The organism is Spongiactinospora sp. TRM90649, assembly GCF_029382225.1.
GTDB lineage: Bacteria > Actinomycetota > Actinomycetes > Streptosporangiales > Streptosporangiaceae > Spongiactinospora.
Window position 1 is genome coordinate 62,486 of record NZ_JARLTC010000031.1, and the last position, 24,792, is coordinate 87,277.

A 24,792-nucleotide genomic window follows, 5' to 3' on the forward strand; every position below is an offset into this window, starting at 1 on the left:
GGGCTCACTCGTCGAAGCCGAGGGCCTCCGCGAGGGCCGCGCGGTCGTTGACGCCGGTGCGGTCGTAGACCGCGCAGAGCGTGTTGGCGACCGTCCTGACCGACACCACCAGCCGCTCGGCGATGGCCCGGTTGGTCAGGCCCTGCGCGGCGAGCATCGCCACCTGGCGCTGGCGGGGTGTCAGCTCGGGAAGCTCCAGGCCGATGATCGCGGGAGTGCGGGCGCCCTGGCAGCGCCGGGCCAGCGCGCTCGCCCGGGTCGCGGCGGCCCGCGCCAGGCGGGGCCTGCCCGCCTCCCGGTGCCGGGACGCGGCCTGGGCCGCCGCCTCGGCCGCGTGCAGCAGCATGCCCAGCTCCTCGAAGGAGTCGGACACGTCGTCGAGTTCGCCGCCGGTCTCGGCGGCGGCGTGGCGCACGAACAGGGCGACGAGCGGGCCGTCCACGTCGAGCGCGGCCAGCTTCGCCGCCACCAGCCCGCCGTGCCCGAGCCGCACCACGTCGTGCAGCGCGAACGGGGCGTAGCACCGCAGGGTGGACTCGGCGAGCCGGAGCGCGGTCGCGACCGCCCCGGGCACGTCGCCCCTGGCGGCGCGGGTCCACACCCGGGCAGAGCGCAGCGGGAACACCACGTGCGGGCCGATCGGCAGGGTGATCCGCTCGGCCCGCTCAAGGGTCTCCTCGGCCGCGTCGGCGTCGCCGAGCAGGGCGTGCGCGTGCGCCAGCTCGCTCATGCACTGCCCGGCCAGCAGGCCGCGCGGCGGCAGACCGGCGGCGGCCTGGCCGGAGGCGTCGACGGCGTCGGCGACGCGCCCGCGCAGCCGCAGGATCTGCGCCCGCCGCGAGCCGAACTGCGGCAGGGGGCGTTTCCACCCGCCGCGCCCGGCGTCGGCCTCGGCGCGGCCGTCCACGGCGAGCCGTTCGGCGGCGGCCAGGTCGCCGGTGAGCAGGGCGGCCTGCACCGCCGTGTCGACCAGCGCGGAGGTCACGCCGTCGCGGGAGTCGGGCTCCTCGGCGAGCACGGCCAGCGTGGCGTCCACGACGGCCAGGCACGCCGTGGCCCGCCCCTCGCCGAGCAGCACCGCGGCCTCGGTCGTGCCGTTGCCGTACAGCGCCCTGGGGCCGAGCGGGCCCAGCTCCCGCGCCCGGCTCAGCAGCGCGCGGGCGGCGCGCACGTCACCGGCGGCGCTCTCCACCGTGGCCCGCATCGACATCACGTTCTGGTGGGCGTCGACGTCGCCCGGCGGCAGCGGGATCTCGCGGAGCAGCGCCCGCGCCTGATCGACCCGGCCGATGCCCCACATCAGGTTGAGCGCCCGCATCAGGCCGCAGTCGGCGCGGGTGGAGTCGTCGAGGTCACGTTCCCAGGCGGCGGCGTAGACCTCCTCGGCCTCCTGGTGGCGGTCGCTGTAGGCGAGCACCGCGCCCAGCTTGGGCAGCGCCCGGACCGCTCCGGCGTCCACGGCCGCGCGCGCCAGGCGCTCGGCGAGGTCGAGGTCGTGCAGGGACCTGGCCATGTCGCACGCGGCGAGCAGCAGGTGCGGGTCGCCGGGGGCTTCGCCGTCCATCCGCCACACGGCGACGCGCAGCAGGTCTTCGCGGCGCCTGGCGCCGAGCACCGTGACGGCCTCGGCGAGGGTCCGGGCGCGCTGCCGCGCCCGGGGCGGCGCGCACCCGGACCTGACCATCTCGCCGTACAGGGGATGCGCCACGCGCGCCTGTTCCCTGCCGCCCTCGGAGCGGACCGTGACCATGCCGCGTTCACGGAGTGTCCGGACGGCGGGCGTGCTGGTCAGCGCGGCCAGCAGCGCCACGCTCAGCGGCTCGCCGAAGGCCAGCAGTTCCAGCGCGGCCCGCTCGCCGGGGGACAGGGCCGCGACCCGGGCCGCGACGGCGTCGCGCAGTGAGGCGGCCGGAGGGGGGCCGTGCCAGCTCCACACGCCGCGCACCCGCGACAGCGCCTCCGACCTGGCCAGCTCGCGCAGGTGCAGCGGGTTGCCCTGGGCCGCGCGCAGCAGCAGCGCGGCGGTGGCGGGCTCGATCGCGCCGCCAAGCCCGCGCGCCAGCAGCGGCATCGCCTCGGTGTGCGGCAGCGGGGGTAACTCCAGGAGCGGGAACAGGCCGTCCTTCCACAGCGAGCGGACGGCGTCGGGCGGGCCGTCGGCGGAGGCGACCGTCACGATCACCCGCGCCGTGCGGCTCGCCGCGATCGTGCGCACCAGCGCGGCCGAGGCCGGGTCGAGCAGGTGCGCGTCGTCCACGACGAGCACCGGCGCCTTGATGGTGGCGGCGGCCCAGCCCAGCGGGTTGCCGACGGGGGGCTGCGCGGCCGGCAGCAGATGGGCGAAGGCCCCGAGCGGGATGCGCGAGGCGGCGTGGCAGCCGCGCACCCTGGCCACGCCGGACAGGCCGCGCAGGGCGCGGGTCACCACCCGGCTCTTGCCCACGCCCGGCGGACCCGCCAGGACAAGCCCGGCCTCCGCCGACCCGATTTGCGCCAGCGCCTCGGTACGGCCGGTGAACGGCCACGGGTTCACCACGGTTGAAAGGCTATGTGAGTAGCCGACATCGTGCGAGGGTGTGACCGGCGTGGATCGCGCTGTGTCATCTGAATCGTGAGGGATAGTCTCCGACAGATGGTGTATATGGGTCTTCCGTGACTCGCAGTGAAGAGACACAGTAAAGCCATGAGACGTCTTCTCATCCTGCTGTTCGCACTGCTGCTCGGCGTCATCGCGGTACCCGCGCACGCGCAGGCGGGTCCCGTGACGTCCTTCGAACTGCCCCCCGGGTTCCAGCCGGAGGGCATCGCGGCGGGTCCGGGGCCGGTGGCCTACTTCGGGTCGCGGGCCACCGGCGCCATCTACCGCGCCGATCTCAGGACCGGCGAAGGGAGCGTCATCGCCCAGGGAACGGGCACGTCGTCGCTCGGCATGAAGACCGACCACCGGGGCCGCCTCTTCGTGGCCGGTGGACCCGGGGCCGACGGCAAGGTCTACGAAACGGCCACCGGCCGCCTGCTGGCGAGCTACCGCCTGGTCGAGGGCCCTGCGATGATCAACGACGTGCTGGTCACCCGTGACGCGGCCTACTTCACCGACTCCACCAACCCCGCGCTGTACAAGCTGCCGCTCGGCCGCAAGGGCGAACTGCCCGCGGCCCCGGTGCGGATCCCGCTGTCCGGCGACATCGTCTACGGGCCCGGGTTCAACGCCAACGGAATCACCCCGACACCCGACGGCCGGGCGCTGCTGGTCGTGCAGTCCAACACCGCCAAACTGTTCCGGGTCGATCCGGCGACCGGCGCCGCCACCGCGGTCGATCTCGGTGGCGAGGCGCTGACCGCCGGGGACGGCCTGCTGCTGTCCGGCCGCACCCTCTACGCGGTGCAGAACCGCCTCAACACCGTGGCCGTCTTCACCGTGGCCAGGGACGGCAGGGCCGCCAAGCTCGTGGAGCGGCGCACCGACCCCCGGTTCGACGTCCCGACCACCGTGGCCGCCTACGGCAAGCTGCTCTACCTGCCCAACGCCCGCTTCTCCACCCCGCCCACGCCCACCACGACTTACACGGTGGTCGGTATACCGCGCTGAGCTTGTGAGAGGAACGCAAGAGCCGGTCCGTACGCTCGTTCGCGCTGGTGACACCAACGGGCTGATACCCGACGAACGAGGAGAAAGCACATGCGCGGTACCCGCGTGACCTGACCGGCCATGCCCAGTGAGACGACATCCCCGCCAGAGGAATCCATCAAGTGCGGGCGCGGGCCCCGGGTCCGCGCCCGCCCCACGAGCACGAACCCGGGGACCGCGCGGCTCACAGATAGAGCCCGGTGGACTCCTGGCTCTGCGCCGCGGGCAGGGCGCGGCCGGCGCGCAGGGCGTACAGCTCGGCGAGGGTCGCGCCGTCGTGGCCGATGCCGTTGCCGGAGCCCAGCCAGGCCCTCGCCTCGTCGCGGGACAGCGGGCCGACCTCGATCCTGGCCAGGCAGCGGCCCGGGCGGACCACGGCCGGGTGCAGACTCGACAGGTCCTCGTTCGTGGTGATCGCCACGAGCACGTCGCGGCCCTGCCCGAGCAGGCCGTCGGTCAGGTTGAGCAGCCGGGACAGGCCCTGGCCGCTCGCCTCCTTGGCCCCCGCCCGGATCAGCTCGTCACAGTCCTCCAGCACCAGCAGCCGCCAGCGCCCCCGCTCGTCGCCGGCCGCGTCGGCCGCGTCGGGTGTGTCGAAGCCGACGGCGACCTCCATCAGGTAGCCCGGGTCGTGGAACAGCCGCTCCGGGTCGAGCACACAGTCGACCTGGCACCACTCCCGCCACTCGCGGGCCAGGCTGCGCAGCAGGGTGGTCTTGCCGGTGCCCGGCTCGCCGTGCAGCAACAGCAGGCGGCCGTTCACGTCGTCGCGGGTCAGGCGCATCAGCCGGTCGATCCCGCCGCTCGCCGCGCGGTTGTAGTTGCGGGAGATGTCCGCCCACGGCATCGCCGTGATCTGACGCTCCCGGCGTCGCCCGCCGCGTTCGGTGCGCCACCAGAAGCCCATCTCCACGTGGGCCGACTCGATGCCGGGGGCCGCCGCGTCGCGGACGGTCTCGGCGATCACGGCCTGGGCCAGCTCGTCGCTGACCGCGGACACGTGGACGGTGGCCGAGCGGTCGCGCCAGCGGACCACCCGGAGCGTCCAGCCCTCGCCCTGGATCAGGCGGGAGTCGCGGCCGTCCTCCTCGCGGGCCGCACGCACCACCTGCCCGCTCTCGGGCATCAGCGGAGCGTCGGGCCGCACGCGTTCCACCGTGGCCGTGCGCGACCAGGGCTCGCTACCCGTGGCGAACGGGGACAGCGCGAGCGCGTCGATCACGTCGAGGGGGGAGTCGCCGTCGTCCAGCCACAGGTTCATGGGCAGGCCGGGAGCGGCCTGCGCGGGCTTGCCGTCACCGGACGGCCGGGTGAAGCGGACGTCCTTCACGACCGAACCCCTGTCGTCCGGCCAGTGCGCGTCCGTCTGAGAAAGGTTCGCCGACATGCGTTCAATGATCTGAGGCGGCGGGCCCTGTGTCGAAAGGTTTTCCAGGGCCGTCTGTGTCGATGGCGCGCGGGATAGATTCTGATGGGGCGCGTGCGTGCGCCCGCAAAGGGGGACAGATGAACATCGGACGCATCGGGGCGTGGCAGGCCTTCGCGTCGGCCTCGGCGCCCGCCGTACGCCGGGCCAGTGCGGAGATCGAGCGGCTCGGCTACAGCACGCTGTGGGCCGGCGAGTCGCCGACCGGCAGGGAGGCGTTCAGCAACGCGGCCATCATGCTGGGGGCCACCGAGCACGTCACGGTGGCGACGGGGATCGCCAACCTGTGGGCCCGTGACGCCACCGCCATGGCCGCGGGGGCGGAAGGGCTGGGCGAGGCGTACCCCGGCCGGTTCGTCCTCGGCGTCGGGGTGAGCCACGCGCTCCTGGCCTCCTGGCGCGGCCACGACTACACCCGCCCCCTGACGGTGACCGCCGGATACCTGGAGGCGATGAGCAAGGCCCGGGAGAACCTCGACGTCCACGCCGACCCTCCGGTGCCCACGGTGCTGGCCGCGCTGCGCACCCGGATGCTCGAACTGGCCAGAGACCTCACCGCCGGGGCGCACAGCTACTTCGTCCCGCCCGAGCACACCGCGCGGGCCAGGGCGGTCCTCGGCCCCGGCAAGCTGCTGGCGCCCGAGCAGGCGATCGTCATCGAGACCGACCCGTCGGCCGCGAGGCGGACCGCGCGCGCCCACATGGAGATCTACCTGGGGCTGCCCAACTACGTCAACGCGCTGCGGGAGCTCGGATTCGACGAGGACGACCTGTCCGACGGCGGCAGCGACCGGCTGGTCGACTCCATCGTCGCCTGGGGCGACGCCGAGACCGTCGCCACCCGGATCCACGCGCACCTCGACGCCGGAGCCGACCACGTCGCGGTCCAGGCGCTGCCCGGCGACGTGAGCCGCGCCACCGCGCAGCTCGCCGAGCTGGCCCCTGCGCTCGGGCTGACCCCCCGGGGCTGAGCGTGGACCCCGGCCGGGCCCGGGCGCTGTTCGCCGGGGCGCGGGTGGCGCGGCTGGCCACCGTACGCCCCGACGGCACGCCCCGGCTCGTGCCGGTGACCTTCGCGGTACGCGGCGACGTGATCGTGACCGCGGTCGACCACAAGCCGAAGACCACGACCGCGCTCGGCAGGCTCGCCGACATCGCGGCGAACCCCCGGGTCTGCCTGCTGGCCGACCACTACGACGACGACTGGGAGCGTCTGTGGTGGGCGCGCGCCGACGGGCCGGCCCGGGTGGTCGAGGGCGCGGCCGAGGAGAGGTCGTGGCTGGTGGAGAAGTACGCCCAGTACCGCGAGCGGCCCCCCGCGGGCCCGGCCGTGCTCGTCGAGGTCGGCCGCTGGTCCGGATGGACGGCCGCGCGCTGACATTCATACTGCGCCGGTGACCCGGACCGGGGAAGGATGTGCGGCGGACCCCCGGCCCCGGCGAAAGGATCAGGCCATGCCCGGCCGCTACACGCGCCAGTCCCGCTACAGCGACCCAGGCCCGTACGCCGCGCTACTGACTGGAACGGCGCCCGCCGGGTGCTCCTCGACGCCGAGCTCGACCCGGCGGGCGATCAATTCACATTTCCACATGAAGGCGGAAAGTCCTGCTATTTCGCCTCCAGCTGGGCGGCGGGTCATGCGACGGTGCAGGTGGAGGTGGTTGTGATGGCCACGATGCAGGAAGCGTTCGCCGAGGCCGCGAGGAGGTACGGCGTACCGGAGAGCGTTCTGCTCGCCGTGTCCTACATGGAGTCGCGCTGGGACTGCAACGGTGGCGATCCGAGCACCGCCGCCGGCTTCGGCCCCATGCATCTCACCGACGGAGCCGCGCGGGGCAGGTGGCGGCACCACCACCTCGACGATGGCGAGGACCCCCGCGGCGACGGCTCCTACCCGCCGCCGTATCCCGCCGAGCCGATTGGACGGCACAACGACCTGCCCGGGTCCCGGCACACCCTGGAGCGTGCCGCGGAACTGACCGGCGAGAGCGTCGAACGCCTGCGTGCGGACCCGGCGGCCAACATCGACGGCGGCGCGGCGCTGCTGGCCGACTACCAGCGGGCCCTGGGCGCCCCGCCGAGCGCGGACCCCGCCGACTGGTACGGCGCGGTGGCGCGTTACTCGAGCGCCACGAACGAGGAGATCGCCGCGAAGTTCGCCGACGGGGTGTACGAGGTCATCCGCGCGGGTGCCACCCGGGTGACCGACACCGGAACGGAGGTGACACTGCCGCCTTCTCCTGAGGTGTACCCGTCCCGCTCCTGGCTGACCGGGCTGGGGCTGTCCCGCCTGGACGGCGCGGACGCTGTGGAGTGTCCGGACTCGATCGCCTGCGAGTGGATCCCCGCGCTCTACAGGAGAGTGCCGGAGGGCACGTACGGCAACTACGACTTCGCCGACCGTCCCACCAGTCAGACGATCCACTACATCGTCATCCACGACACGGAGGAGCTGTACGACACGACGCTCGGCCTCGTAAGCAACCCGGCCGTCAAGGCGAGCTGGCACTACACGCTGCGCTCGCACGACGGCCACCTCGCCCAGCACGTGCGCACCAGGGACGTGGCCTGGCACGCCGGCAACTCCTATGTGAACAGCAAGGCCATAGGCCTGGAACACGAGGGCTTCCTGGCCACCGGCGGCACCTGGTACACCGAGGCGATGTACCGCACGTCCGCCGAGCTCGTGCGTTATCTGGCCGGCCGGTTCGGCATCCCGCTGGACCGCGCCCACATCCTCGGCCATGACAACGTGCCTGCCCTGCTGCCGGAGAAGGTCCAGAAGATGCACGAGGATCCGGGGCCGTACTGGGACTGGGCCCACTTCTTCGACCTGATGGGCGCCCCCCTCCACGCCGACGGCGATTCCGGCACGGCCACGGTCATGATCCTGCCGGACTACGACCGCAACCGCCCGGTCTACACCGGCTGTGACTCGGACCACCCCGACGCCACCTGCCCTGCGCACGGGTCGGCCTCGGTCTGGCTGCACACCGAGCCGCATGAGGAGTCGCCCCTGGTCAAGGACATCGGCAAGCACCCCACGGGTGATTCGACCTTCAGCGTGTACGACCACGCCGCCCGCGTCTCCACCGGGCAGCGTTTCGTCGTCGCCGAACGGCGGCCCGACTGGACGGCCATCTGGTACCTGGGTCAGAAGGCGTGGTTCCACGACCCGGGCTCCGCACCCGTGGCGGTGCCCAGCCGTACCCGGATCGCGACGCCCCGGCCCGGCCTGGAATCGGTCTCCGTGTACGGGCGTCCGTGCCCGGAACCCGCGGCCTACCCGGCGGACGTGGAGGTGCAGGCGCTGACCCCGCTGCAGTACACCTTCCCCGCCGGCCAGTCGTACACGGTCGGCCTCACCACGACCGGTGAGTATTACAAGGCGACGACCTTCGACACCACGTTGCATCGAGTGGTCCGAGGCACTCATGAGTACCACCAGATACAGTTCGGCCACCGCGTGATGTTCGTCAAGAGCGAGGATGTCGTGGTGACCCAGACGTGAGCGGCACGCGACGGTGGCGGCCACCGTCCAGGATCAGCGCGTCGCGACCTCCGTCCGGACCATCAGATTCGTCAGGTCCGTGTTTCCGGTGATCCGACCGTTGTGTCGCATCTGGCCCCGCGCGGCTTCCCGAGGGGGACGCCTGGGCGCACATGGCGCTGGACACCGACCGCCTCGCCCCCGTTCGACCGGCGAGCACGCTTCGCTGTCACAAGACGGGGCAGACCTTCCGCGCTGGGTCGCTCGTCACAGGTTCGTTCAACTGAGGAAAGAGCGAGGGCCGGGGCTGGCCGGGCAGATCGAACGGCTGTGCGGGGCCCTCGCAGTTCGTCCCGAGGTCATCCAAGAGGCGGATGATCTGCAAACGGTGCTGGCGCTCGCGGCGGCCGGAGTGGGTGCGGCGGACCGCGTCGACCACCGGCAGCACGCTGGAGATGAAGGTGCGGCGCAGGTCGTGTGGCCGGTGCCTGGCCGGGCCTTCGTTGTGGGGCTGTTCCAGCTCGGCCGGGGTGGACCAGTCCACGAGCATCCGGCGTTAGTGCTCCGGCATACCGACCGCCTGGGCCGGCGTGGTCATATCCCTCCTCATCCCCTCGTGAGGGGATGAGGAGGGACGGGTCAGGTGAGCAGGTCGAGTACCGTGCCCGCGCCCACGGTCAGGCCGCCCTCGCGGACGGCGAACCCGAGGCCCGGCTCCAGCGCCACCGCCTTGCCGAGTTCCACGGTGGCCTCGACGGTGTCGCCGGGCAGGGCGAGTTCCGCCGGGCCGAGGTCCACGCGGCCGGGCACGTCGGTGGTCCGCAGGTAGAACTGCGGCCGGTACCCGGTCGCGACGGCGGTGCTCCTGCCGCCCTCGGCCGCGGTCAGCAGGTAGATCCGCGCGGTGAAGCGGTCGCGGGCGCGCAGCGAGCCCGGCGCGGCGAGCACCTGGCCGCGGCGCACCTGCTCACGGCGTACGCCGCGGAGCAGCACGGCGGCGTTGTCGCCCGCCTCGCTCCGCTCCATGGTCTTGCCGAACGTCTCCACGCCCGTGACCACCGCGCCGAACCCCTCGGTGAGGCCGACCACCTCGACGGCGTCGCCGACCCGCACCGTGCCGCGCTCGATGGCGCCGGTCACGACGGTGCCCCGCCCGGTGACGGTGAGCACGTTCTCCACCGGCATCAGGAACGGCGCGCCGGTGTAGCGCTCCGGCACCGGTACGTGCTCGTCCACCGCGCGCAGCAGGGCCTCCACCGACTCCACCCACTCCGGGTCCCCGGCCAGCGCCCGCAGCCCGGAGACGCGGATCATCGGCACGTCGTGGTAGCCGTGCTCGGCCAGGAGCTCGGTCAGCTCCAGCTCGACCAGGTCGAGCAGCTCGGGGTCGGCGCCGTCGGCCTTGTTGAGCGCGACCACGACGTGGTCCACGCCGACCCGGCGCGCGAGCAGCACGTGCTCGCGCGTCTGCGGCATGATGCCGTCCCGCGCGGACACGACGAGGATCGCCCCGTCGAGCTGCGCCGCCCCCGTGATCATGTTCTTCACGTAGTCGGCGTGTCCTGGCATGTCCACGTGGGCGTAGTGACGGGTGGCCGTCTCGTACTCCACGTGGGAGATGTTGATGGTGATGCCGCGCACGGCCTCCTCGGGGGTGCGGTCGATCCGCTCGAACGGGACGTAGTCGGCCCCGCCGTGCTCGCTGAGCACCTTCGTGATCGCCGCGGTGAGCGTGGTCTTGCCGTGGTCCACGTGCCCCATGGTGCCGATGTTGAGATGCGGCTTGGTGCGCGTGTAGGCGCGCTTGGTCATGTTCGTTGCCTTCGATGCCGTTCCGGGTGCGGCGACCCGCGCGTGCGCACGACCCTTCCCCGCCGGGTCACCTGGACGACCGGGAAAGGGTCAGCGCTCGACGCCGCCGGGCGGTGTCGCGGGCATCGGGGCACGCGCAGGGACGCCCGCGATGGCGGGCGTCGCGAGCAGCGCGTACCGGAACATGCCCCCCATGCTGGGGCACCCCGTGCCACCGGGGCAACGGGTTTTCCCGCGCGGTTGACCTCGACCGGACTTGAGGTTGCATCGTGGGACGCGCGGCCGTGACAGACGCGTGGCCGCCACCGATGACGAGGAGTGGTGATGCGCGCCATCCTGTTGCACGCCTTCGGGCCCCCCGAGAACCTCCGTTACGAGGAGGCCCCCGATCCGGAGCCCGGCCCCGGCCAGGTGCGGATCGCGGTCCGCGCGGCCGGTGTCCATCTGGTCGACACCACGATCAGGGCCGGGCAGTTCGGCGGGCCGTTCGCCGAGCCGGAGCTGCCCACCATCCCCGGCCGTGAGGTCGCGGGCGTCGTGGACGCGCTCGGCGAGGGCGTGCCGGATTCCTGGCTGGGCAGGCGGGTCGTGGCGCACCTGGGCATGGTCCCCGGCGGTTACGCCGAGCTGGCGGTCCGTGACGTGGCGGCGGTGCACGAACTGCCGGACGGGCTGGGCTTCGACGCGGCGGTGGCGATGATCGGCACGGGCCGTACCACGATGGCCATCCTGGAGGACGCCCGGCTCGGAGCCGGGGACGTGGCCGTGGTGACCGCCGCGGCCGGCGGCATCGGCGCACTGCTGGTGCAGGCCGGACGGCGGGCGGGCGCGACCGTCGTCGGCCTGGCGGGCGGCCCCGCCAAGGTCGCCAGGGTGCGCGACCTGGGCGCCGACGTCGCCGTGGACTACACCGTCCCCGGCTGGCCCGACGAGGTGCGGCGGGCACTGGACGGACGCCCCGCCACCGTGGCCCTGGACGGCGTAGGAGGCCAGGCCGGGCAGGCCGCGATGGACCTGCTCGGACCGGGCGGCCGGCTGCTGCTGTTCGGCTGGTCGGACGCGGCGGGCGGTCCCCTCCAGATCACCACGGCCGACCTCTACTCGCGCGGCCTGACCGCGGGCGTCCCGATCGGCCCGCGCTTCCTGGGACGGCCGGGCGCCATCCGTGAGCTGGAGGAACGCGCCATGGCCGCCGCCGCGACCGGTGAACTGACCCCGCTCGTGCAGCCGTTCGCGCTGAAGGACGCCGCCGAGGCCCACGCCGCCCTGGAGGGCCGCGCGACGATGGGAAAGGTCGTCCTGGTGCCGTGACGCCGCCTTGATCGCCGCATGATCGGCCCAGCCGTGTGATCTTCTTCGGCCCGGTGTCTGGCGTCGCGCGCCGGAGCGTGTTACCCATGGAGAAGCCGTTGCCCCAGGTGCCGGAGGAGGCCGCGAATGCGGGTGCTCGCCGTCGTGCTCGTCTCGGTGCTGACCTTGCTGATGGGCGGTCAGACCCAGGCCCAGGCCGCCCCCGTGACGGTCGCGAAGGGCCTGGCGAATCCGCGCGGCCTGACGTTCGGCCCGGGCGGCGTGCTCTATGTCGCCGAGGCCGGTACGGGCGGCGCCGGGCCCTGCCTGACCGGGGCGGGGAACCAGCGGTTCTGCCTGGGCGCTACCGGCGCGGTCACCGCCGTGGCGAACGGCCGTCAGCGGCGCGTCGTGACGGGCCTGCCGTCCCTCGCCACCGAAGGGCTCGGCGAGGTGTTCGGCCCCCACGACGTGGCGGCGTCGGGCGGCGGCCTGCTCATCCCGGTGGGGCTGGGCACCGATCCGGCCAGGCGGGCCGCGCTCGGCCCGGCCGGATCCGCGCTGGCCGGGCTGGTGCGGGCGGACTCCTCCGGCGCGTGGCGGCGGGTGGCCGACCTCGGGGCCTACGAGAGCACCGCCGACCCCGACGGGGGGCAGCCGGGCACGACGACCGACAGCCAGCCGTACGCGGTGCTGGCCTGGCGCGACGGCGCGCTGGTGGTCGACGCGGGCGGCAACGACGTGCTGCACGCGCGGCGCGACGGCCGGATCGGCGCGGTCGCGGTGTTCGACACTCGGCAGGTCCCCGGTCCGGGCGGCGAGGTGACCATGCAGCCGGTGCCCACCGCGATCGCCCAGGGCCCGGACGGCGCGTTCTACGTCGGCCGGCTCACCGGCTTCCCCTTCCCCAAGGGCGAGGCGAAGGTGTGGCGGCTGGTCCCGGGCAGGGCTCCCGAGGTGTACGCGGGCGGGTTCAGCGCGATCGCCGACATCGCCTTCGACGCCAGGGGCCGCCTGCTCGTGCTGGAGATGTTCGCCGAGGGCCTGACCTCCGGCGACACCACGGGCGCGCTGCACCGCGTGGCCCGCGACGGCACGCGCACCCTCGTGGCCCGCGACGGCCTGGTCACCCCGGCGTCCGTCGCGGTCGGCCCCGACGGCCGCTACTACGTCTCCAACAAGGCCACCCTGCCCGCCGGGGGAGAGATCGTCCGCATCGATCCGTGACCTCCGCGGCCCGGTCAGGTGATGGCGCCCGTGGCGGTGCAGACGAAGACCCGGTTCATGGTGAGCTCCAGGGTGACCGGGATGCCCTCATGCTCGGGGTTCTGACCTGGGCAGATGTCCGTGTTGATCGGGATGTTCGGCGGCATTCGCCGATAGTGTGCGCCGGATGGGGGACAGGTCGTGAGCGCGCGGGCGGTGGCCGCGCTGCTCGCCGTGGGGGCGGTCGCGGTGACGTCGGGCTGCCACGCGCTGCGCGGGCGCGAGGCCGCCGTCCCGGCGGCCAACCCGGACGGCCTGCTGCCCGGCCTGCCCACCGGCGGTACCCGGGCCGACCGCGACACGGCCGCCCGGCTCATCCGGCGGCTCCCGGTCGCGCGCCGGGGCCCCAAGACGGGTTACTCTCGCGAGCGCTACGGCCAGGAGTGGACCGACTCCGTCCAGGGCGTGCCGCTGTCCGGCAACGGCTGCGGCACCCGCGACGACATGCTGGCCCGCGACGGCAAGGCGATCGAGTACGCCAAGGGCTCCCGGTGCGTGGTCCAGGCGATGTCGCTGCGCGACCCCTATACCGGCCGGACGGTCAAGTGGAGCCGCGCCCGCTCAGGTGAGGTGCAGGTGGACCACGTCGTGCCGCTGTCCTACGCCTGGCGGATGGGCGCGGCGCGCTGGCCCGAGGCCAAGCGGCTGCGTTTCGCCAACGACCCGCTGAACCTGCTGCCCGTGGACGGCCGGGCCAACGCGGACAAGGGCGGCCGGGGACCGGCCGCCTGGCTGCCCCCGTGGCGGCACGTGCGCTGCGCCTACGTGACCCGTTTCGCACAGGTGACCGTGAAGTACGGCCTGCCCGTCTCCCGGCGCGACCGCGCGGTCATGCTCGCCCAGTGCCGCTGACGCCCTCCGGCGCCGCTATTCGCCCTCGTGCCTCCCGTATTCGCCGGAACGGCGCGGCAGCCGGAAGACCGGATGGCCGGTCGGCGGCACGTCGGCGTCCAGCGCCCGGTCGCTGAGCAGGTCGGCGGCGGACGGATCGAGGAAGACCCGGGCGTGCGACTTCTCGATCACCTGGTCGCCCGGCCGGGGCGCGCTGGCGAGCGACAGTTCCAGCGAGCTGTCGGCGTCGGACTTCAGCGTGATCCGCAGGCCGGCCTCGTCGGGCAGATCCTCGCCGACCATCAGGTCCCTTATCGCGGTGACGGCCGTGTCCGTCAGTGCAAGCACGGCATGCTCCTCGTCTCGGCGGTCCTGAGGGTCCGACTTTCCCTGGTACCTCCCGCCAAACCCATCCCCAGGCCAAATCGGCGCCTGGTGCGGATACCTGCGGTGATCCCGGGTACGGCGGGCTTCGGGTGAACCGCACGAGAGGGGGCACTCAGATGACCGAACGCGAGCACATCGGGCTCTCGGAACTGGAGATGGTGCTGGACGAGGTCTTCCGCGACCGGGAGCGGGTGACCAGACGGGAGGTGTACGGCAGGGCCTCAGAGCACCTGCACCTGCCCGCCGACATCCTGGCCCACCTCAACGAGCTGCCGATAGGCCCGTACACCAGGGCGGAGCTGACTGAGGCGGTCAACGACGTGATCCGCGAGCGCGGCGAGCAGAACTCGCTCGGCCTGCTGCGGATGCCCGGCTAGCCGGAGAGCCGCCGCCACAGCGGGTCGCGGTAGAGCACCACGTCGGTGCCGTGCAGCAGTTCGTCGGGGGCCGAGGCCAGGATGATCTCGCCGTCCTTCTCCAGGCGCAGCAGCAGATCGCGCACTCTGGGGCCGACCGGGAGGCGGCCCGCTGGCACCGCCAGCAGCGCCCGCACCTCGTCGGCCGCCTGGGACAGCGAGAACGTCTCGGGAAGGCCGCGCGTCACCCGGCGGACGAGGCCGAGGGTGATCACTTGTTCGGCCTCGGCGTGGGCGGCCTGCCAGACCAGCTCGTGCCCCCGGGACCCGGTGCCCGCGCACGCCGTGCAGGGCCGCCGGAAGCCGGGCGTCGGCTGCTCGGAGGCCGAGCCCAGGCACGCGGAGCACTTGTCGTGCTCCATGGCGTGCAACTGGGCGGCCGTGCGGTCGTCGAGCGGTGCTCCGCAGTCGCAGCGGTACACCAAGTAGGCTCCGCCGCTCACAGAGCCCGTCACGGAGGCGGGGTCGGCGTCGGCCGGGATCTCGTGCCACTCAGCGGTGATCGTGTGCTCGCCCATCGCAGGCCACCCTAGCCGAGGCCGTCGCCGGAATTGATCCGGTGACGACGCTGTTCGATCCGATCAGACCGGCCTCACCCCGGTCGCGAACCCAATCCATGGAGGTCACGGTGGCCAAGCTCACCGAAGAGGCGAAAGCGTTGATCAGCAGGCCGGTGCACGCGTGGGTGACCACCGTTCGCGCCGACGGCTCGCTGCACAGCACGGTCGTGTGGGCGGACGTCGACGGCGACGAGATCGTGTTCAACACCGCCATCGGCCGTGCCAAGGAACGTCACCTGCGCAGGGATCCCCGGGTGTCGCTGAGCGTGCTCGACCCGGAGAACGCCTACCACCTCGTCAGCGTCTCGGGCACCGCCCGGCTTGACGAGGAGGGCGCCGACGCCACGATAGACGCGCTCGCCAAGAAGTACCTCGGCGTGGACTCCTACCCCTTCAGGAAGGCGGAGGAGCGCCGCGTCAACGTGCGCGTGCGGCCCGAAGAGGTCATCTTCAACGCGGGCCGCTGACGCCTGAGGGTTCCGGCCCGGAACGCGGGCCGGAACCCCGGGCGCTCAGCGGAAGGCCGGAGTGCCGGTGATCGCGTTGCCGAGGGTGAGCGCGTGGACTTCTTCGGTGCCCTCGTAGGTGGCGACCGACTCCAGGTTGAGCATGTGCCGCATGACCGGGTACTCCAGCGTGATGCCGTTGGCCCCGTGCACGCCCCTGGCCAGCGCGGCGACCCGCTGGGCGGCGCGGACGTTGGCCATCTTGCCGAAGCTCACGTGGGTGTGGTGGGCCTCGCCCGCGTCCTTCAGCCGCCCGATCCGCAATGCGGTGAGCATCGACTGGTTGACGTCCACGAGCATGTCGGCCAGCTTGCGCTGGGTGAGCTGGAAGCCGCTGATCGGGCGGCCGAACTGCACCCGGCTGCGCGAGTAGTCCAGCGCGGCCTCGTAGCACGCGCGGGCGGCCCCGGTCGCGCCCCACACGATCCCGTACCTGGCCTCGGACAGGCACGACAGCGGGGCCTTCAGGCCCTCGGCCTCGGGGAGCCTGGCGTCACCGGGGAGCCGGACGTCCTCAAGGACCAGCTCGGAGGTGATGGAGGCGCGCAGCGACAGCTTCTTGTGGATCACGTTGGCAGAGAAGCCGGGGGTGCCGCGCGGCACCAGGAATCCGCGGATGCCGTCGTCGGTCGCCGCCCAGACGACCGCCACGTCGGCCACCGACCCGTTGGTGATCCACATCTTGGTGCCGTTGAGCACCCAGTCCGAGCCGTCGCGCCTGGCCCGGGTGCGCATCGAGCCGGGGTCGCTGCCGGAGTCGGGCTCGGTGAGGCCGAAGCAGCCGATGGCGTCGCCGGCGGCCATCGCGGGCAGCCAGCGCCGGCGCTGCTCCTCGCTGCCGTAGCGGTGGATCGCGGTCATGGCCAGCGAGCCCTGCACGGAGACGAAGCTGCGCAGGCCGCTGTCCACGGCCTCCAGCTCGCGGCAGGCCACGCCGTAGCCGACCGCGCTGGTGCCCGCGCAGCCGTAGCCGGTCAGGTGCATGCCGAAGACGCCGAGCGCGCCGAACCGCTTGGCCAGGCCGCGCGGGTCGGGGATGGTGCCCTCGTCGAACCAGTCGGCGACGTGGGGCAGCAGTTCGGTGCGTCCGAAGTCGCGGACGGTGTCGCGGATCGCCCGCTCCTCGTCTGACAGGTCGCGGTCCACGGCGAGGAAGTCGTGCGGGTCGGGCGTGTTCATGGGTTCTCCTTGGGCGCGGGAGTGGCGGCGGATCGGGAAAGAGGCTGGTCAGGTGAGTCGCCGGACGGTTCGCCGGTGGGGCCGATCGTCGCCTGGCGGACCACTCCGCGGGCCCTCAGGTCGCCGATCTCCTCGTCGGTGAGGCCGAGTTCGGCCAGCACCTCTCCGGTGTGCTGGCCGTGCAGCGGCGGCGGTTCGCTCCGCGCGGTGTACCCAGCCATGGTGAAACCGGCCCGCATGAGTTCGAGCGGCCCGGCGGTGGGGTGGTCCACGGTGAAGGTCGCGGCGTCGGCGGCGGCTCGGATGGCCTCCAGCACGCCGCGGATCTTGCCCACCGGTATGCCGCCTTCGGTGAGCAGCCGCGTCCACTCGGCGGCCGGGCGGGTGCGGAAGATCGCCTCCAACTCGGGGATCAGCGCGTCGCGGTTGACGATCCTGAGCTGGTTCGTGCGGAACCGCGGGTCCTCGGCGAGGTCGGGGCGGCCGATCGCGCGGCACAGCGCGCGGTGCAGGGCGTCGTTGCCCGCCGCGACGGTGACCTCGCCGTCGGCGGCCTGGAAGGTCTGGTACGGCACGACGGTCGGGTGCGCGTTGCCGTACCGCCCGGCCTCTCGGCCGGTGATCAGGGCGCTCTGCGCCACGTTGGTCAGCCCGGACAGGGCCGCGTGCAGCAGCGACACCTGCACGCGGGCGCCGGTGCCGGTGACCGCCCGCCGGTAGAGCGGCCCCAGGATGGCCACGGCTGCGTTGAGCCCGGCCAGGACGTCGGCGATGGCCACGCCGACCTTGGTCGGCGTCTGGCCGGTGATGTGCATCAGGCCGCTCTCGGCCTGCACCACGGCGTCGAAGCCGGGACGGTCATCGGTGCCGAAGCCGCTGATGGAGCAGTAGACGACGCCGGGGTTGGTCTCGCGCACCGACTCGTAGCCGATGCCCAGCCGCTCGGCCACGCCTGGACGGAAGTTCTCGATGACCACGTCGGCGCCCTCGCACAGCCGCCGGGCGATCGCGCGCCCCTCCGGATGCTTGAGGTCGAGCGCTATGTCGCGCTTGTTGCGGTTGACCGACAGGTAGTAGGCGGCCTCGCCGCCCACCTCGGGAGGCCCCCAGGCGCGGGTCTCGTCGCCGTGCTCGGGGTGCTCGACCTTGACCACGTCGGCTCCCATGTCGGCGAGCAGCATGGTCGCGTACGGCCCGGCCAGCACCCGCGAGAAGTCGGCCACGCGCACCCCCGCGAGCGGCGCTCCCGCCTCGGCGGGACGGTCCCCGTTGTCGGATGGTCGGCTGATGGTCCCCTCCAGGTCGCGCGGCGGCGTGCGAGCCACAGTGTAGACTTTATTTTGGATCCAATATGCATGTTAGCGCACAGGTGTACGGCAGGACCCGAAGGGGGAGCACGACCCCGATGAACCTCGACCCGCGGCCCCCGCAGACCACCCAGCAGTACGTGCTGGACCACCTGCGGCGGGCCATTCTCACGGGACGGCTCGCGCCCGGCAGCCCGATCAGGCAGGACGCCCTGGCCGAGCAGCTCGGGGTGAGCCGGGTGCCGCTGCGCGAGGCGCTGAAGATCCTGGAGGGCGAGGGCCAGGTGCTCTACCGGCCGCGCCGCGGGTACATGGTCGCCGAACTGGCACTGGAAGACTTCCTGGAGGTCTACCGCCTGCGGCAGATCCTGGAGGAGGAGGCGGTACGGCAGGCCGTCGACCGGATGACCGACGACGACGTCCGGCGGCTGGAAGAGGCCCACGCCGAGGTGGTCGAGGCCGGTCGGACGGCGGAGATACCCGCCATGGCCGCGGCCAACCGGCGGTTCCACTTCATCCTGATCGACGCCTCCGGCATGCCGAGACTGCGCCGGTTCCTCACCATCCTGTGGGACGCCACCGACGTCTACCGCTCGCTCTACTACGGCGACGAGGCCAACCGCGACCGCGTCGACCACGAGCACCGGGGCATCATCGAGGCGGTCCGCGCCCGCGACGCCGACGCCCTCGTCCGCCGCCTGGACGACCACCGCACCGGCACCATCGGGGCCTTCAGCGAGTTCCAGACCCGCCGCGAGGGCTGAGCGTGGCGGACTTCGCGGGCGCCTACACCTCCACAGGCCCGCCGCTGCGCCAGTAGACGGCGTCCTCGCGGCTGAGCAGGCCCTCGTCGATCAGGTAGCGCCGCAGGGCGGCGTGGTCATGGTGGAACGCCCGGAGGTAGACGTTCACCTCTTTCTCGGGGTAACGCCGGCCCGGTTCGAAGAGGGTGACGATGTGGTGCAGGATCACCAGCCGCTTCTCGCGCCGCGAGGGGATCTCCCGCAGCCGCCCGTCGACGAGGAAGTTGCGCAGCACCCGCTCCTCCGGCGACAGCGGCCCGGACGCGTCGCCCGCCGTGGCGCGCAGCAGTTCGGCGAACCGCTCGGGGCGGGCCCGCCAGCCGTCGCCGTCCGGCTCTGCGAGGCCGCCGCGCCGCAACCGGTCGAGCGCCCGCTCCACGGGCTGCTCGCCGAGCCCGGCCGTCCCGGCGTCGCCGGTCAGCACGAGCGCGGCCAGCACCCGCAGGGTGTCGTCCTGGGACAGCAGGCCGAGCACGCGCCGGGTCTCGCCGTCCATCCCGCCCGCGCTCACGCGAGCCGGGCCGGGAAGCCGCCCGTGGCGACCGGCCCCCACCTGACCGGGGTCAGGCGCAGCAGCGACTTGCCCTGCCGGGTCATCGCCGCGCGGTACTCGGCCCAGTCGGGGTGCTCACCGGCGATCACCCGGTAGTACTCGACCAGCGGCTCCAGCGCCTCCGGCAGGTCGAGGACCTCGATCTCGCCGTCGATCTGCACCCACGGCCCGTCGAAGTCGTCGGAGAGGAGCACCACGCTCGCCCGGGTGTCGCGCCTGGCGTTGGCGGTCTTGGCGCGCTCGGGGTAGGTGGACACCACGATCCGCCCGGCGGTGTCCACCCCGTAGGTCACCGGGGACGCCTGCGGCCCGCCGTCACGGCGGGTGGTGATCAGCAGCGCCCGGTTCCGCTCGCGGGCGAAACCGAGCAACTCCTCCCGGGTGACGGTGTCGGAAGTGGCGATTCTTGGACTCATGTGCCAAACCCTATGACCGGTCCGGTCGTGCCGTCGCGGCAATTACCCCCGGTTCGCCCCCTCGCCCGCCGTACCGGCGAAGTGGCGGGTGCACAGCGCGGAACGGCGCGCGTCGAGCACCATGTAGGTGCCGAGCACGAGCTGCGCGGTGCTGCGCCAGACGTCCTCCCACCGGTCCCGCAGCCGCAGCCACGCCAGCGCCCCGGCGGGCGGGCGCGCCCCCCGCGCCGTGACCACGCAGGGGCCCCGGTTGGGCAGCGAACGGGTGTGCTGCGCCGAGGTGTGGAAGGCCAGCGTGCGCAGCAGCTCGCGGGCGGCGCCCCGCAGCGCGGCCGGGGCCAGGTGCCAGGCCGGGCACGGGCGGTTGGCCGCGATCCCGAACGGGATGTGGTTGACGTCCCTGGCGGACAGCGCCGCCCAGCGATCCGGGTCGAACCGCTCGGGATCGTCGAACCCGGCGCGGTGGAACTCCGGGTAGTTGAAGCACAGCACCGAGCCGGCGGGCAGCGTGGTCCGGTCGTCCACCTCGATGTCGGCCGAGGTGATCCGGTGCGCCACCCCGAACAGCGGGTACAGGCGCATGGCCTCGGCGATCACGTGGTCGAACGGCCGGTTGTCGCCGGGCGCGGCGGCGGCCAGCCGCGCCTGGGCCCCGGGATGCTCGGCCAGCACCATGAACAGGTGGGCGGTGGCCTCGGCCTGCTGCACCACGGCGGTGTTGAAGAACGTGCCCTGCAGGTAGTAGGCGAGCTCCTCGCGCGACATGCCGTCCGGCAGGCGGTGCGGCACCCGGTCGAGGGACCCGAGCAGGTACTCGGTCAGGCGGTGCCGCCGCTCCATGTGCCGCAGCCCGCAGCACTTGAGCGAGGTGACCACGTCGTCTGCGTGACCCACGATGATGTCCCGCGCCTCGGGCGGGCAGCGCTCACCGAAGACGACCTCGTAGAAGAACTCCGCCCACACCGGCATCATCAGGTCGCGCAACCGGACCATCGACGGCCGGCGCACGCGGGCGGCGGCCCCGGCCGCGCAGCGCGCCGCCAGCGCCTCGACGTCGGCGGTCGGCATCGACAGCATGCCCCGCGTGGCACGCGCGACCTCCTCGTACCGCTCGCCCGGCTCAAGGTGCTCCTGATGCACGTGCGAGCCGGGAGCCAGCCAGTACCAGAACAGGTCGGACAGCGGGGCGCCCCGGCTGCGCCCGTCGGCCGCCGGATGCGAGTACACCTCGCGGAACCGGGTGATGCCGACCAGGTCACCCGGGATGGGCACGCCCTGCGAGCCGTTGACGGCCGTGAAGATCCGCACGCGCAGCGCGACCACCACCCGGGGCAGCCAGTAGGGCAGGCTGAGCACCACTGCCGCGCCGAGCGCCCACCAGATCACGCCCCGCCGCCCCTCGCCTCGGCCATCCTGGCCGCCACCCGCCCCCAGAACTTCTCCGGGTCGTTCAGGTGCGGAAACGGCTCGTCCGGCACCTGGACGCCGAGGAACGCGCACAGCGGCTCCCAGCCCGAGCCCGGCTCCACCACGAGCAGCCGCTCGGGCGGGATCTCCGCGCGGACGGCGGCGTTGTGCGTCTCGAAGACCGCGATCGCGTGGTCGCGGTCCTCGAACCGGCCGCCGAAGAACGGCCCGTCCCAGATCAGCCGCCGGGTGAAGGCGGTCATGACGTCCAGGCCGGGCACCACCCGAAGCGCCTCCTTCGCCCTTGGATCGGAGGACGCGCCGAACATCGGGTAGATCGTCCGGGCCACGCTGTCGTACCAGGCCTGGGGGTCGCGCACGGTGAGGATCACCCCGGCTTCGGGGAAGGTCGCGGCCAGCTCCCGCCAGAACGCCGCCCCCGGCCAGTCCATGCTGGAGTCGTATCCGGCGAACAGGGCCCGCCAGTCCACGGCCCGGCCGTCCGCCGCGTCCTGCCACATGGCCAGCCGGTCGGGGTGGTCAAGCACGTGCCTGCCGTGGAAGCAGGGGCCGAAGCCCAGGCGTTCCAGCGCGGCCTTCAGCGACAGGGTCCCGGTCCGCCCGATCCCCGCCCCGATCACCCTCATCGTCAGTCCCCTTCCCGTAGCACCAGATCGCGCGTGACCGCGCCAGGCGAGGCGCAGCCGCACAGGGTGAGCGCGTTGGCCAGTTCGCGCCGGAACATCTCAAGGACGGCGGTCACGCCGTGCTCGCCGTCCACGGCCAGGCCCCAGACCACCGGACGGCCGACCGCCACCGCGTCCGCGCCGAGCGCGAGCGCCTTGACCACGTCGGTGCCCCTGCGCACCCCGCCGTCCAGGTAGACCGGCAGGCGGCCGTCCACCGCCCCGGTGATCCGGGGGAGCTGCGCGATGGTGGCGGGCGTCGTGTCGAGCTGCCGCCCGCCGTGGTTGGACACCACGATGCCGTCGACGCCGCGCTCGGCCGCGAGCACGGCGTCGGCGGGGTGCAGCACGCCCTTGATCACGATGGGCAGGGCGGTGGTCTCGCGCAGCCATTCGACGTGCCGCCAGGAGATGCCGGGGGAGAGCACGACCTGGCGGACGTGCCCGGGTTCGCCGCCGCGCAGCTCGCGCAGGTTCTCGCAGCGCATCCCCGGCGGCAGGTCGTGGAAGTCGTTGCGGTCGTTGCGCTCGGCGCGGCCCAGGGCGGGGGAGTCGGCGGTGACGACCAGGGCGCGGCACCCGGCCGCCTCGGCTCGCTGAACGAGGGCGCGAGTGAAGCCGAGATCGGGCTGCGGATAGAGCTGGAACCACAGGCAGGGGTCCGTGGCCGCCTTGCGGGCCTCGGCGGCGATGTCCTCGATCGCCACCGTGGACAGCATCGCCGCGATCATCACCACCCCCGCCCGTGCGGCGGCCCGCGCGGTCGCGCGCTCGGCCTCGGGGTGGGCCAGCCGGTGGAACGCGGTGGGGGCGATCATGACGGGCATGGACGCCTCGGCGCCGAGCGCCCGGGTGGCGAGCGACGGCTCGCCCGCGCCCCGCAGCACCCTGGGGACCAGGCGGAGCGAGGCGAACGCCGACTCGTTGGCGCGCACGGTGACCTCGTCCTGCGCCCCGCCCGCGAAGTAGTCGCCGTGGACCGGGTCGAGCACCGCCCGCGCGGCGTGCTCGAACTCGCGCACGTTGACCGGCGCGCCCGGTGCGCCGGACCCCGCCGGCGCGCTCACGCGTTCGCGGACGTGGCCGTGGCCCGGCCCGCCGCCTCGCCCAGGAAGCCGCCGATGAAGGCGCGCAGGGGAGCGCGGTGCTCCTCCTCGCTCGTCCAGTCGTTGCACAGTTCCTCGGCCAGGTGCAGCGCGGCGACCGGCTCGCCCTCGCGGTAGTGACGGATCACCGGATGCAGGTAACGGTCCTCGTCGTGGCCGGGGTCGGCCTCCCAGGCCCGGCCCGCGGGCACGTCGAAGGGGTCGATCGCGTCGTGGCCCGTGCCGTACTCCAGGGTGAGGGTGAGGCAGTCGCCGTCCCGCCTGGCCCTGGCGTGGTCGACCGGCATCTCCTCCAGGTAGCGGACGGTCCCCGCCGCGCCCGGGTCCGGCACGATCAGGTCGCACATGAAGGTGTACTGGCTCCACAGGGCCGAGGTGCGGGCGAGACGTTCGATGACGGCGTCGGTGAGCTTGCCGGCGTCGGCGGGCAGCTCGGTGGAGGGCCAGGGGATCCCCTCATAGCGCTGGTCGAACATGCGGGTCAGCGCGCGCACGCCGTACCGGAAGCCGTGGATGAACGCGCTGGTGTACTTCTTGAAGTCGCGGACCTGGGTGAGCGTCCCGGCGAAGTACAGGCCGGGCACGTTGACCGACTCCCACTCGTGGGTGAGCAGGGGGAACCTGCCGTTGATCGTGGTCTCGGGGCGGCAGCCGGGGGCGAACGGCGAGTCGTCCATGCCGAAGCCGGTGCATGTGATCACCCGGTCGTAGGCGAGGCGGACCTTCTTGTCCCGGCGGGAGTAGGCCATCGTCACGAGGAACTCGCCGTCGCGGCGCTCGATGCCCTCGATGGTGGCGTCCAGCACCATGTTCTGGGTCTTGAGCTGGTAGGTGTCCAGGAAGTTGTTGTTGATCGCGCGCAGGTGGCCGATGAAGTGGGTACGCCAGGCGAACCTGATCGAGTTCGGCGCGGCCAGGTGGATCACCGCGGCCTTCTCCACGAGGTTGTCGGCGGTCTCGAACGCAGAGTTGCCCTTGCCGATGATCAGCACCCGCCGTCCGGTGAACTCCTCGGGGTCGGTCGGGACCGTGGCGTACTGCTCGGTGTGCTCGATCCCGGGGATCGGCGGCAGGTACGGCCTGCCGAAGCCGGTCGCCACCACCACGCGCCTGGCCCGGAAGACCCGGCCGCCCGCGTCGTGCGCGGTGAACCCGTCGTCCTCCCGCGTCAGGCGGACGACCCGGCAGTCGTAGACGGCCCGCAGCTCGTGCGCCCGCGCGAAGTCGTCCAGGTAACGGACGTAGTCGTCGGCGTCCGGGAAGTAGCGCTCGGTGTAGCGGGTGAACAGCAGCTCCGGATCGTCGCTGAGCAGGGAGTTCCAGTCCATGCGCAGGTCGAGCTCAGGGTCGTTCCAGCCGGTGTTTGGCTTGTTGATAGAGATCATCCGGCGATGGCGGGGGAACGTCCGGTAGAACGTCCCGGGGGTGGAACCGGCCTCCAGGATGAGGTAGGCGCGGCCGGCGCGGTGCAGGAAGTAGCCGAGCTGCAGCCCGGCGGGTCCCGCTCCGATCACCAGGTAGTCCAGGTCCATGGGGGTCTCCCGTTCCCGACTCTCCGATCGATGCCGCGCCGCGTGCGCGCACGGGTAATACGGCGCGGCCCCCCGCGCTGGATTCATCGACCGGATAACCGTGGGACATCCGCGATCGCCGCCCTGAAGGGCGGCTTTCCGGCGTATGGTGGTCCCATACGCCGGTGGTGGCTCGGCGTTGACGTCCAAAC

25 protein-coding genes are annotated in these 24,792 nt (G+C 73.0%); 10 read left to right on the forward strand and 15 right to left on the reverse strand.

Going from position 1 to position 24,792, the window contains the following annotated elements; translation table 11 throughout:
- Positions 1 to 4: 4 nt before the first annotated feature.
- On the reverse strand, positions 5 to 2,536 hold the full coding sequence (locus tag P3X83_RS31190; protein WP_277308873.1) for a LuxR C-terminal-related transcriptional regulator: 2,532 nt from the start codon (positions 2,534 to 2,536) through the stop codon (positions 5 to 7).
- A gap of 147 nt (positions 2,537 to 2,683) precedes the next feature.
- Here P3X83_RS31190 and P3X83_RS31195 point away from each other — a divergent pair, with 147 nt between their 5' ends.
- On the forward strand, positions 2,684 to 3,589 hold the full coding sequence (locus tag P3X83_RS31195; RefSeq protein ID WP_277308874.1) for a superoxide dismutase: 906 nt from the start codon (positions 2,684 to 2,686) through the stop codon (positions 3,587 to 3,589).
- 223 nt (positions 3,590 to 3,812) lie between these two features.
- On the opposite strand, the gene P3X83_RS31200 is transcribed toward P3X83_RS31195, so the two are convergent.
- Positions 3,813 to 5,015: a DUF5925 domain-containing protein gene (locus tag P3X83_RS31200; protein ID WP_277308875.1), complete on the reverse strand. Its 1,203-nt coding sequence runs from the start codon at positions 5,013 to 5,015 to the stop codon at positions 3,813 to 3,815.
- A 119-nt stretch (positions 5,016 to 5,134) separates the two neighbouring features.
- Between P3X83_RS31200 and P3X83_RS31205 the strand changes: the two genes are divergently transcribed.
- The 3 genes from P3X83_RS31205 (at position 5,135) to P3X83_RS31215 (ending at position 8,565) form a co-directional block, all read left to right on the forward strand.
- The gene (locus P3X83_RS31205; protein ID WP_277308876.1) at positions 5,135 to 6,025 is read left to right on the forward strand and encodes a TIGR03620 family F420-dependent LLM class oxidoreductase; all 891 of its coding nucleotides are present in this window, start codon (positions 5,135 to 5,137) and stop codon (positions 6,023 to 6,025) included.
- A gap of 2 nt (positions 6,026 to 6,027) precedes the next feature.
- Entirely contained in the window at positions 6,028 to 6,432 is a 405-nt protein-coding gene (locus tag P3X83_RS31210; protein ID WP_277308877.1) for a TIGR03668 family PPOX class F420-dependent oxidoreductase, read from the forward strand.
- Between the two features lie 288 nt (positions 6,433 to 6,720).
- Positions 6,721 to 8,565 carry an N-acetylmuramoyl-L-alanine amidase gene (locus tag P3X83_RS31215; protein WP_277308878.1) on the forward strand — a complete coding sequence of 615 codons (1,845 nt, stop codon included), beginning with the start codon at positions 6,721 to 6,723 and terminating at the stop codon, positions 8,563 to 8,565.
- A gap of 208 nt (positions 8,566 to 8,773) precedes the next feature.
- Here the strand turns inward: P3X83_RS31215 and P3X83_RS31220 are convergent, their stop codons facing one another.
- Both P3X83_RS31220 and tuf read right to left on the reverse strand, forming a co-directional pair.
- Positions 8,774 to 9,094, reverse strand: coding sequence for a hypothetical protein (locus tag P3X83_RS31220; protein WP_277308879.1), 321 nt, complete (start codon positions 9,092 to 9,094; stop codon positions 8,774 to 8,776).
- Between the two features lie 89 nt (positions 9,095 to 9,183).
- Positions 9,184 to 10,356 carry an elongation factor Tu gene (tuf, locus tag P3X83_RS31225; protein WP_277308880.1) on the reverse strand — a complete coding sequence of 391 codons (1,173 nt, stop codon included), beginning with the start codon at positions 10,354 to 10,356 and terminating at the stop codon, positions 9,184 to 9,186.
- 324 nt (positions 10,357 to 10,680) lie between these two features.
- Between tuf and P3X83_RS31230 the strand changes: the two genes are divergently transcribed.
- Positions 10,681 to 11,667, forward strand: a complete 987-nt coding sequence (locus tag P3X83_RS31230; RefSeq protein ID WP_277308881.1) for a zinc-binding dehydrogenase — start codon at positions 10,681 to 10,683, stop codon at positions 11,665 to 11,667.
- A gap of 126 nt (positions 11,668 to 11,793) precedes the next feature.
- Positions 11,794 to 12,873 (forward strand): ScyD/ScyE family protein, encoded by a 1,080-nt coding sequence (locus P3X83_RS31235; RefSeq protein ID WP_277308882.1) that lies wholly within the window; start codon positions 11,794 to 11,796, stop codon positions 12,871 to 12,873.
- A gap of 14 nt (positions 12,874 to 12,887) precedes the next feature.
- On the opposite strand, the gene P3X83_RS31240 is transcribed toward P3X83_RS31235, so the two are convergent.
- Positions 12,888 to 13,019: a hypothetical protein gene (locus P3X83_RS31240; RefSeq protein WP_277308883.1), complete on the reverse strand. Its 132-nt coding sequence runs from the start codon at positions 13,017 to 13,019 to the stop codon at positions 12,888 to 12,890.
- 34 nt (positions 13,020 to 13,053) lie between these two features.
- Between P3X83_RS31240 and P3X83_RS31245 the strand changes: the two genes are divergently transcribed.
- The gene (locus tag P3X83_RS31245) at positions 13,054 to 13,764 is read left to right on the forward strand and encodes an HNH endonuclease family protein (RefSeq protein ID WP_277308884.1); all 711 of its coding nucleotides are present in this window, start codon (positions 13,054 to 13,056) and stop codon (positions 13,762 to 13,764) included.
- 15 nt (positions 13,765 to 13,779) lie between these two features.
- On the opposite strand, the gene P3X83_RS31250 is transcribed toward P3X83_RS31245, so the two are convergent.
- Positions 13,780 to 14,091, reverse strand: a complete 312-nt coding sequence (locus tag P3X83_RS31250; RefSeq protein WP_277308885.1) for a Fe-S cluster assembly protein HesB — start codon at positions 14,089 to 14,091, stop codon at positions 13,780 to 13,782.
- 155 nt (positions 14,092 to 14,246) lie between these two features.
- On the opposite strand from P3X83_RS31250, the gene P3X83_RS31255 reads away from it, so the two are divergent.
- Positions 14,247 to 14,507 carry a hypothetical protein gene (locus P3X83_RS31255; protein WP_277308886.1) on the forward strand — a complete coding sequence of 87 codons (261 nt, stop codon included), beginning with the start codon at positions 14,247 to 14,249 and terminating at the stop codon, positions 14,505 to 14,507.
- Here P3X83_RS31255 and P3X83_RS31260 read toward each other — a convergent pair.
- Entirely contained in the window at positions 14,504 to 15,064 is a 561-nt protein-coding gene (locus P3X83_RS31260; protein ID WP_277308887.1) for a hypothetical protein, read from the reverse strand. The genes P3X83_RS31255 and P3X83_RS31260 overlap by 4 nt on opposite strands.
- Positions 15,065 to 15,174: 110 nt before the next feature.
- Between P3X83_RS31260 and P3X83_RS31265 the strand changes: the two genes are divergently transcribed.
- Entirely contained in the window at positions 15,175 to 15,573 is a 399-nt protein-coding gene (locus tag P3X83_RS31265; RefSeq protein WP_277308888.1) for a PPOX class F420-dependent oxidoreductase, read from the forward strand.
- A 45-nt stretch (positions 15,574 to 15,618) separates the two neighbouring features.
- On the opposite strand, the gene P3X83_RS31270 is transcribed toward P3X83_RS31265, so the two are convergent.
- Positions 15,619 to 16,791, reverse strand: a complete 1,173-nt coding sequence (locus P3X83_RS31270; protein WP_277308889.1) for an acyl-CoA dehydrogenase family protein — start codon at positions 16,789 to 16,791, stop codon at positions 15,619 to 15,621.
- The gene (locus P3X83_RS31275) at positions 16,788 to 18,092 is read right to left on the reverse strand and encodes a CoA transferase (RefSeq protein ID WP_277308958.1); all 1,305 of its coding nucleotides are present in this window, start codon (positions 18,090 to 18,092) and stop codon (positions 16,788 to 16,790) included. The genes P3X83_RS31270 and P3X83_RS31275 overlap by 4 nt, the downstream gene beginning before the upstream one ends.
- A 104-nt stretch (positions 18,093 to 18,196) precedes the next feature.
- On the opposite strand from P3X83_RS31275, the gene P3X83_RS31280 reads away from it, so the two are divergent.
- Positions 18,197 to 18,862 (forward strand): GntR family transcriptional regulator, encoded by a 666-nt coding sequence (locus tag P3X83_RS31280; protein ID WP_277308890.1) that lies wholly within the window; start codon positions 18,197 to 18,199, stop codon positions 18,860 to 18,862.
- A gap of 22 nt (positions 18,863 to 18,884) precedes the next feature.
- On the opposite strand, the gene P3X83_RS31285 is transcribed toward P3X83_RS31280, so the two are convergent.
- The 6 genes from P3X83_RS31285 to P3X83_RS31310 are packed head-to-tail and all read right to left on the reverse strand — an operon-like array spanning position 18,885 to position 24,601.
- The gene (locus P3X83_RS31285) at positions 18,885 to 19,397 is read right to left on the reverse strand and encodes a DUF2087 domain-containing protein (protein ID WP_277308891.1); all 513 of its coding nucleotides are present in this window, start codon (positions 19,395 to 19,397) and stop codon (positions 18,885 to 18,887) included.
- Between the two features lie 11 nt (positions 19,398 to 19,408).
- Positions 19,409 to 19,870, reverse strand: coding sequence for a PPOX class F420-dependent oxidoreductase (locus tag P3X83_RS31290; protein ID WP_277308892.1), 462 nt, complete (start codon positions 19,868 to 19,870; stop codon positions 19,409 to 19,411).
- Positions 19,871 to 19,912: 42 nt separating this feature from the next.
- Positions 19,913 to 21,256: a cytochrome P450 gene (locus P3X83_RS31295; RefSeq protein ID WP_277308893.1), complete on the reverse strand. Its 1,344-nt coding sequence runs from the start codon at positions 21,254 to 21,256 to the stop codon at positions 19,913 to 19,915.
- Positions 21,253 to 21,924: a sulfotransferase family protein gene (locus P3X83_RS31300; RefSeq protein WP_277308894.1), complete on the reverse strand. Its 672-nt coding sequence runs from the start codon at positions 21,922 to 21,924 to the stop codon at positions 21,253 to 21,255. The genes P3X83_RS31295 and P3X83_RS31300 overlap by 4 nt, the downstream gene beginning before the upstream one ends.
- A gap of 2 nt (positions 21,925 to 21,926) precedes the next feature.
- Positions 21,927 to 23,030: an alpha-hydroxy acid oxidase gene (locus P3X83_RS31305; protein WP_277308895.1), complete on the reverse strand. Its 1,104-nt coding sequence runs from the start codon at positions 23,028 to 23,030 to the stop codon at positions 21,927 to 21,929.
- Positions 23,027 to 24,601, reverse strand: coding sequence for an NAD(P)-binding domain-containing protein (locus P3X83_RS31310; protein WP_277308896.1), 1,575 nt, complete (start codon positions 24,599 to 24,601; stop codon positions 23,027 to 23,029). The genes P3X83_RS31305 and P3X83_RS31310 overlap by 4 nt, the downstream gene beginning before the upstream one ends.
- Positions 24,602 to 24,792: the final 191 nt, after the last annotated feature.